Source organism: Nocardia cerradoensis NBRC 101014, from assembly GCF_000308535.1.
GTDB lineage: Bacteria > Actinomycetota > Actinomycetes > Mycobacteriales > Mycobacteriaceae > Nocardia > Nocardia cerradoensis.
In genome coordinates, this window is sequence record NZ_BAFW01000273.1 from 1 (window position 1) to 392 (window position 392).

Genomic DNA, 392 nt, shown 5'->3' on the forward strand with positions numbered 1-392 from the left:
GATAGCCGGTATTATCAGATGCTGGCACCCGTCCCAATGGCATCCGGGCATCCACATGATCCCAGCACATTGCAGCCGCATCTTGAGGTCTCCACGAAAAGCGCCACGTTGGAGTAGACGGCGTTTCGTGTCCGTCCAAGTGCCGTGCCATTTATGACTGTGGGCCCATCAGCCAACGTGCCCCTTATACCGCTGTAGTAGCCTGCCACTGTGTCCTCTCCGGTGTTGCTTTTGCCCAGAGTGACAAGGGGAATGGAAACAGAGCCATCGGAGAGAATGGACATCGTTGACATGGTGCTTGTCGCCTGTGTGTAGTTGGTATATCGGGGATTATACGCCACAGAAATGACCATGACTTTGTCCCCTTGATCCCCTGATCCTGCCACGCCGCT

At 55.1% G+C, this 392-nt stretch carries 1 protein-coding gene; it reads right to left on the reverse strand.

The features are described 5' to 3' along the window. Positions 1 to 14: 14 nt before the first annotated feature. Positions 15 to 392: hypothetical protein (locus tag ON23_RS40070; RefSeq protein WP_218001121.1), on the reverse strand; the 378-nt coding region annotated here is incomplete at its 5' end.